General features: G+C 33.3%; 7 protein-coding genes. 3 read left to right on the forward strand and 4 right to left on the reverse strand.

The window, feature by feature from the left end; genetic code table 11:
* Positions 1 to 481 precede the first annotated feature (481 nt).
* Positions 482 to 745 (reverse strand): hypothetical protein, encoded by a 264-nt coding sequence (locus tag GLW00_RS20065; protein WP_160917030.1) that lies wholly within the window; start codon positions 743 to 745, stop codon positions 482 to 484.
* 10 nt (positions 746 to 755) lie between these two features.
* Positions 756 to 1,355 carry a hypothetical protein gene (locus GLW00_RS20070; protein ID WP_160917031.1) on the reverse strand — a complete coding sequence of 200 codons (600 nt, stop codon included), beginning with the start codon at positions 1,353 to 1,355 and terminating at the stop codon, positions 756 to 758.
* A 303-nt stretch (positions 1,356 to 1,658) separates the two neighbouring features.
* Here GLW00_RS20070 and GLW00_RS20075 point away from each other — a divergent pair, with 303 nt between their 5' ends.
* Entirely contained in the window at positions 1,659 to 2,054 is a 396-nt protein-coding gene (locus GLW00_RS20075) for a hypothetical protein (protein ID WP_160917033.1), read from the forward strand.
* Positions 2,055 to 2,450: 396 nt separating this feature from the next.
* Here GLW00_RS20075 and GLW00_RS20080 read toward each other — a convergent pair whose 3' ends face one another.
* Positions 2,451 to 2,906 carry a hypothetical protein gene (locus GLW00_RS20080; RefSeq protein ID WP_160917035.1) on the reverse strand — a complete coding sequence of 152 codons (456 nt, stop codon included), beginning with the start codon at positions 2,904 to 2,906 and terminating at the stop codon, positions 2,451 to 2,453.
* A 728-nt stretch (positions 2,907 to 3,634) separates the two neighbouring features.
* Here GLW00_RS20080 and GLW00_RS20085 point away from each other — a divergent pair.
* Positions 3,635 to 3,895, forward strand: a complete 261-nt coding sequence (locus GLW00_RS20085; RefSeq protein ID WP_335808500.1) for a hypothetical protein — start codon at positions 3,635 to 3,637, stop codon at positions 3,893 to 3,895.
* Positions 3,896 to 4,082: 187 nt separating this feature from the next.
* Complete coding sequence (locus GLW00_RS20090) at positions 4,083 to 5,108, forward strand: S66 family peptidase (protein WP_160917036.1); 1,026 nt, start codon at positions 4,083 to 4,085, stop codon at positions 5,106 to 5,108.
* Between the two features lie 174 nt (positions 5,109 to 5,282).
* On the opposite strand, the gene GLW00_RS20095 is transcribed toward GLW00_RS20090, so the two are convergent.
* Positions 5,283 to 6,107: a GNAT family N-acetyltransferase gene (locus GLW00_RS20095; RefSeq protein WP_160917038.1), complete on the reverse strand. Its 825-nt coding sequence runs from the start codon at positions 6,105 to 6,107 to the stop codon at positions 5,283 to 5,285.
* Positions 6,108 to 6,900: the final 793 nt, after the last annotated feature.

The following is a 6,900-nucleotide window of genomic DNA, read 5'->3' on the forward strand; positions in this document are numbered from 1 at the left end:
GATCAATAGAATAATGAAAGTCTTTAATAAATCTTTCCCAGTTTTTGTGGTCAAGCTTTGTAGATTGGTAATATTTATAAGTGAAAAAGCCAAAGCATGTAATGATTAAAACTATTACAATTATCAAAATATTTTTCTTCACAATAACCCTCCTATTTCGAGTTGAATTATATCATCATAAAGATAGATATTCATTAGTCTCTTATATTCAATTCGATTCTAGTAATTTCCATTATAATGAAGCGAGGGGACGGTTCTAGCGCTTCCGACAAAGGCATAAGAACTACCCTTGGCTTTGATTATCTTTAATTCGAGTCTTATAATAACGGGGGCAATTCTATAATAACAATTACCCTTCCCTCCCTTGTGCAAAGCTGTGGGATACTGAGTTTTGAGATATAAATATGAACTATTCTGTTTTAGGAATTTAAGCTTGACCAACACAAAAGCTACATCTTTAGTGAGAAGATGTAGCTTTTGTTTATAATTTCGTATTTTGGTTTAGTTTCTTTATTTCCTCAAGAAGTTCTTTATTTAATGACAAATTTTCCTTTTGTATATCCAGCATTTCTTTTTCTAATTCCATTCTTTTCTCAGTTTGCTTTGCGATTTGATCATATTCTTGTTGTGACTCACTCTTATATGAAGAAACAAGATTATGTTGTTTCTTAATCATCCTAGTAACTAGAATGAGTAATAATAACGGAACTAAGATAACTACTGAGAAAAAGAAGATTGCTTCCACTGTAAATCACCTACTTAAACGGAATTTCTATATCTAAGTCTTCACCTAGTTTTTCTCCACTATCATTAACTGGAGACTTGACGTGGAGTGTTACATAGTCAATTTCCTTTGCTTTGGATTTATCAAACATAAAAACAAAGAATCTAGGCATTTCTTTTTCTCTAAGTACTTTTTCATTCAAACCATCGCTCATAAAGTCATTCGGACTCTTAATTTCTTCTCCTGTACTCGTAGTTAAAGATAAGTGATCTAATGTAAAAACAATATTCTCATTAGTGGTAGAAACCTCAGTACCTAAATTCAAGTATTCTACATCTTCACGACCAATATTATCAATAAATAAGTCATCGGTGAATGTTCCACTTACCAAACTAGCAGCAGATAAACTAATAGTGAGTGGACCAGATTGATATGTACCAACATCTTCAGTTGATTCTAATATTTTAAAAGAGCCTGTACTATCTTCTATCACTTCTTCCCCAACATTATTTTCTTTCTGAGTTTCTTCCTGTGGCGACTGTTTCTTCTCATCAGATCCATTATTTTCAGTTGTGCTATCACTACATCCAAATAATAGTGTAGATAGTAAGATAAAAGCTAGATACTTCAAAATACCCCCCCTATAGTCATAAGTCACTTAACTTTACCAAAAAAATATAGGTAGTACAAATATCAAACTATATAATCAATATTTCGAATTAATTAGTATGTTAAGCTTAGCCCGATTATATCTTGGGTACGAGTCTTATAAAAACGGGGGCAATTCTATAATAATGGAATTGCCCCCTTTTAAATGTTTAGTCAGGGTTGGTGAAGACTAAGATTCGATATTGCAGCCAATTTTGCTAAAATCTTTTTGTCTCGTACATAAATAATACTTGTTATATTAAAAAGGTAAAGGAGAGCGTGAGACATGATTGATCGAAGGAAAACTTATAATTATCAAACTGAAGAAGTGGATAGACTATTAAAAGAAACCTCACTAAAATATACTGAGATTCAAAGACTTACTGGCTGTCCATATTCCACAGTCATTTATAAAGCTAGGAAGATGAAAAGAAAAACGAAAAGTGAAGATACTACGTTGAAACAACTACCAAAACAAACTCTTAATAAAGCTAAAGTAAACGCTGAGCAATCGGATAATTTGAAGAATGTTTTATGTTTTCAAAAAAACAATGTAGATTTAGAAGAAGCTACAAAGGTAATCCGCGATATGATTAATTCAGCGAGGATTCTTGGTGAGAATAAAGTTGATATTACAATCACTTCAGTTGATGAAGTACAACAACAGAATACTGTTATCTGAACAAATAAAACCACATAGTAGGTATATGATTTATATTTTTCATATAACTTTCCCTACCAATCGCTAACTGATGAAGCTATATTGTTCCTGGAACGAAGAAGAATAACAAGGCCTCCAAAGCCGATTGGTGAATTATCCACTTGTATTAATGAGGGCTGCATGCAGTTCAGTGAAACGTTTTTTTCTTAAGAATAGCAAATGCGATTTACCTTGGTAGTAGCGTTGGTTGAAAATATACTTCAATTACCTCGAAGTCAAGTCTTATAGAAACGGGGCTTTAGTATTTTTCTATATAGCTTTCTAGAAAGTATAAGCAAAGCTATTCATTTCCTAACCTTATTCAGATGATGACTGCTTGATTAGATTTTCTCAACTTCTTGTTGGAGCCATTAAAAATTAACAAGCCGCTTTGTTCATAATTTTATTGACTTCTTTAGCAGATAAGCTGCAAGTGTTTCGCAACACAATAAATATCCGATCAGTAAGTGGCAGTGATAATAAAGTGTTGCGTAACGTTTCTTCATTTTTTGACAGCTTTTCGTTTGATAAGGTGGTATTATTACGTTCATTTATATCAATAGGATGTTTTTTGCTCATTTTTTCTTGTTCGAAATAATCAAAAACCTGATATATAATCTCATTATGTAGCCAATCTTTTTGAACACTAGGAGATTCTTCATAGCATAGATCAATATAAGCTTGGTGAAAAACTGAAATAGAAATTTCTTCAGCAACCAAAGGACACCCTAATATACTAAAACAAATCTGATAGACCATATCTTTATGATATTCAACATAGTTATTGAATGTTTTGTGTCTTCTATTATTCATACGTTTATGAATATAAGCCATCATTGTAAATTCCCGCCATTCCATATATAAAGATTATCCAGATCAATCGTTATAGAAACCACCTCCTATATTATGGATTATTTTTCAATATAGGTACAGACCATTGAGAAAAATAATAAAATAGAGTTACTTCGAGTCCAAATCCTAATTCGGGTTATCTTCTAAAACAATCCAAAGTATCTCGAAATCGAGTATTCACGAAAAGAGGGCTATAGTTGGAAAGTTGGCTATCGATTATTGAGCTGAAGGAATAAACAGTTGAACTGGGGTGGAACATTATTAAAACTATTTTAAGTAGTGTAGCATTTGCAATAGTGACAGTTTTTACGTTAGTCCATATAGTAGATAATTTTTTATTAGGGATAATTTCTTTAATTAGTCTTTGGGTAATATTTGATTACATTAAAAAACTTGAGCATAAAGCTGATGTTAATTCAAAAATAATAAAGACCGGTACAATTAGTTATTTTTTAACTGGCATTATAGGGTTGTTACTCGTGTTCTTATTATAGTTATTAAGCTAAATGTGGCGATAGTAGTGGTTGGTCAAGATATCTCGAAATCAGGTCTTCAAGTATAGGGAGCGATTGTTTAAGAGAGCATTAGTCCTTCATTACATAAGCACAAGTAATATCAATGGTTTAACCTATTAAACTGACGGATTAGTAAAGAAAAAAGTAAATAGGTAATTGGGTTAAAGTTAAAGAAGAACAAAAGGGGGGATAGTAGTGGAGATAGAGAAATCGAATGAAAAATGGATTATATTATCTGGCATTTGTTTTTTAGTGGGAGTGGCATTATGGTTGCCTAACTTTATTCTTCAATATGGTTATGGCTTTTGGATATTAACATTTATTATTAACCCTGTAGGTGCAGTATTTGGCTATTTAGGGAAAAGTAAGTTTGGCATTATATCAAATATAATTATGACTTTTAGTTTTTTTATAATTATGTTTGTAGGATATTATCTTGCAGCTTTTTTTGCTTAAAGAGTATTGTAGTAAAGGGCGCTAAAGTAAATAACAGTAAGAGATATCTCGAGTCCGAGTCTTAAATTAACGGGGGCGATTATCTAATAGGATAGTCGCTCTTTTTTATCATATAAATGGTTGATTATGGCATCTGATTTTGTAATAATGAAATAATTATCTTGGAAGGTTAAAGGGGGACAATAGAGTGGTTAAGTATCCGCCAGCATTAGAAAAAGATGACGAGATTGCTGTAACAGCTCCTTCAAGTGGGGTAGAAGAGCAATTACATATGTTAGTACATAATGCTAAAGAAAATGTTGAGAATAAAGGATTCATAGTAAAGATAGGTGAGACAGTATGGACAGAAACAAAATCTAGAAGTGCTAAGGCATCTATAAGAGCAAAAGAACTGACTCAATTTCTCGAGGATAAGAGTGTTAAGGCAATTATCCCTCCGTGGGGAGGACAGTTTTCCATGGAAGTCTTACCTATGATTGACTGGAATTACATTAAGACCTTACCCCCTAAATGGATCCTGGGTTATTCAGATGTTAGCACGATTTTGTTAGCATATACGACGATAACTGGGAATGCTTCAGCACATGGAACGAATTTTAATGAGTTATCAGCTCCTAAATGGGACGAGCTTACTACAAAATGGACGGACGTTTTAGGCTGTAATAAAGGTCAGGATGTGATTCAATACTCCTCAAATCAATACCAATCCTCATGGACAAAAACATTTGCGAACCCAGCTACAGGTTTTTACTTTGATACAGAAACAGAGTGGAAATCACTTCCCGGTCAGAAATCTCATGAGTTTTCAGGAAGATTACTGGGAGGTGTCATGAATACATTACAAACCTTGATTGGTACTCCTTACGATAAGGTAATGGAATTCTCTACTCAACATGCCAAGGAGGGAGTAATTTGGTACTTGGAATCTGTTGATTGGAGTGCTGCAGAGATATATCGGTGTTTGTGGCAGATGAAATATAGTGGATGGTTTAAGAATGTCAATGGAGTACTTATAGGAAGAGCGAGTGGGTACTCACCAACCAAAGATTTCGAATTAGAGGATGCTTTGATGAATGTTTTTGGAAAAGAGATACCAGTTATATATGACGTTGATATCGGCCATATGCCTCCACAGAATATACTCGTAAATGGAGCATACTCAACGGTAACTTATCATAATGGAAAAGGGACTATAAGGATGCAGTATATTTAGGTATATCTCGAATTCGAGTCTTCAACTAAAGGGGGCTATTGTTTAATAAATACCAGTCGCTCATAGGAATTTTAAAACGCCTGCACCAGCGTTCCGCTTTACTGAACAAGGATAAGTCCTTAAATTCTATACAAATGAAAGAAGAGCCAAGTCTTTGCTTGGCTCTTCTTTCATTTAAAATTCTGCAAAAATTGGTAACTTGAAACTAGGTTGGCTAATCTCGAGATTACCCCTAACCATTAATTTATCAGGTGAATCATACTCAAGTACATTAAAACCTGTACTAAATTTATCAGGGTTGAAAAATAAATGGATTTCATGAAAGGGTTCGGGTATTAGAGAGCAAATCTTATCAAGATCAGGCAATGAACTACCTATTACATCAAATAATTCTAATTTATTGTCCACGACCTCGTACATAATCATTAAATCTAATGATGCTGAATAATAAACCAGGTTTTTCATATTCGGATTATACATATTTAGATAGAACGGGTGTTCATAGTTAACAGGATAAAATACTGAAGTACTAGGAACATTCTTCTTGAAAAGGTCTTGAATCTTTTTTAAATCATGTGAATCAAATACGTCGATGCTCTTCAGATCCGCACAGTGGGATCCTTTGTGGTTGTAATCTTTCACATAAAAGTACTCATTAAGGATGCGGAAACCGTATTTCTTATAAAGGTTTGGATCGGATGTTACCAAAAAGGATAGATTGTAACTTTCATCAATTTCGGCTAAAGCCTTCTTCATCAAAGTATTCATAAGACCTTTTTTCCTATAATCAGGGTGGGTCATAACTGATTGGATGCCTGCGGCTTTATGGAGCACACCATTTAAAAAGATAGGAAAATCAAAAGTGGAAACATTAGCCACTGCGTACCCTTCTGAAAAGAATGAATATGGTTTATAAGTAGGGTCCCAGAAACCACGGAAATAAAAGTCTTTAAATGTATTCTCAGGAATACCAAATACGGTATTAAATAATGGATACAAGTTCTCTCGGAGTTTCGTGTCCTTAGAGTAGTTAGATTCGTACTTAAGCTGATTAATAGTTTTATCCTCCCATATAATTTAATTTGATGGTTGGATTTTAATTGTTGGCATATGTAAACCCCCTTTAATACACAGTTGTATTATAAGCGATTATTTGAAATAATCCAAATAGTGCCAAATTTATTTACATTTATGACAGGAAGATATCTTGATACTGAGTCTTATAGTAACGGGGGCTTATCTAAGACTATAGAAAAATCATTCAGAAAGGATTAAGTATGACTGAGATAATTAGTTCATTAATTTATTTATGTTTGTTAATTAGTGTTTCAGTAGTCTTGTTTTTTATCATAACTACTATATGGAGTACTGGTGAACCAGGCATTATTTTTCTTTTATCAATAATCAGCAGCCAGTTACTATTAATTAATTTTGGGAAAATGAAGGAACCTAAACGTTGATCTATAAGACGAATGTATCTCGAAACTGAGTCTTCCTCAAACGGGGGCGTTGCTTTAATAAGCTGATTGGGTTAGTCAAAGTTTGAAAATTTAATATAGGGAGGGATAACTATTTTCGTGTTTTCAACAATCAGTGGTTTAAGTGTGGGGATGTAATTGCTCAATTTGTTTTCTTGCTTACTTTGGCTGCTGTAATAGTTGGGGGTGTTTACACTTGTTGTGAATTCTAAAAAGAGAAACAACAATTAAGCTGAATTGAAGAAATAATAGACAAGCTTTCCTTAGGCGAAAAAAAGTAGCCTGAACTACATAAGCTATTAATGGGGGTTAGC

The organism is Halobacillus litoralis (assembly GCF_009856445.1).
Lineage (GTDB): Bacteria > Bacillota > Bacilli > Bacillales > Halobacillaceae > Halobacillus > Halobacillus litoralis.

Bases quoted from the DNA above. Each gene is read 5' to 3' on its own strand.
- GLW00_RS20075 (WP_160917033.1), top strand. From the start codon at position 1,659: ATGATTGATCGAAGGAAAACTTATAATTATCAAACTGAAGAAGTGGAT.
- GLW00_RS20080 (WP_160917035.1), bottom strand. From the start codon at position 2,906: ATGGCTTATATTCATAAACGTATGAATAATAGAAGACACAAAACATTC.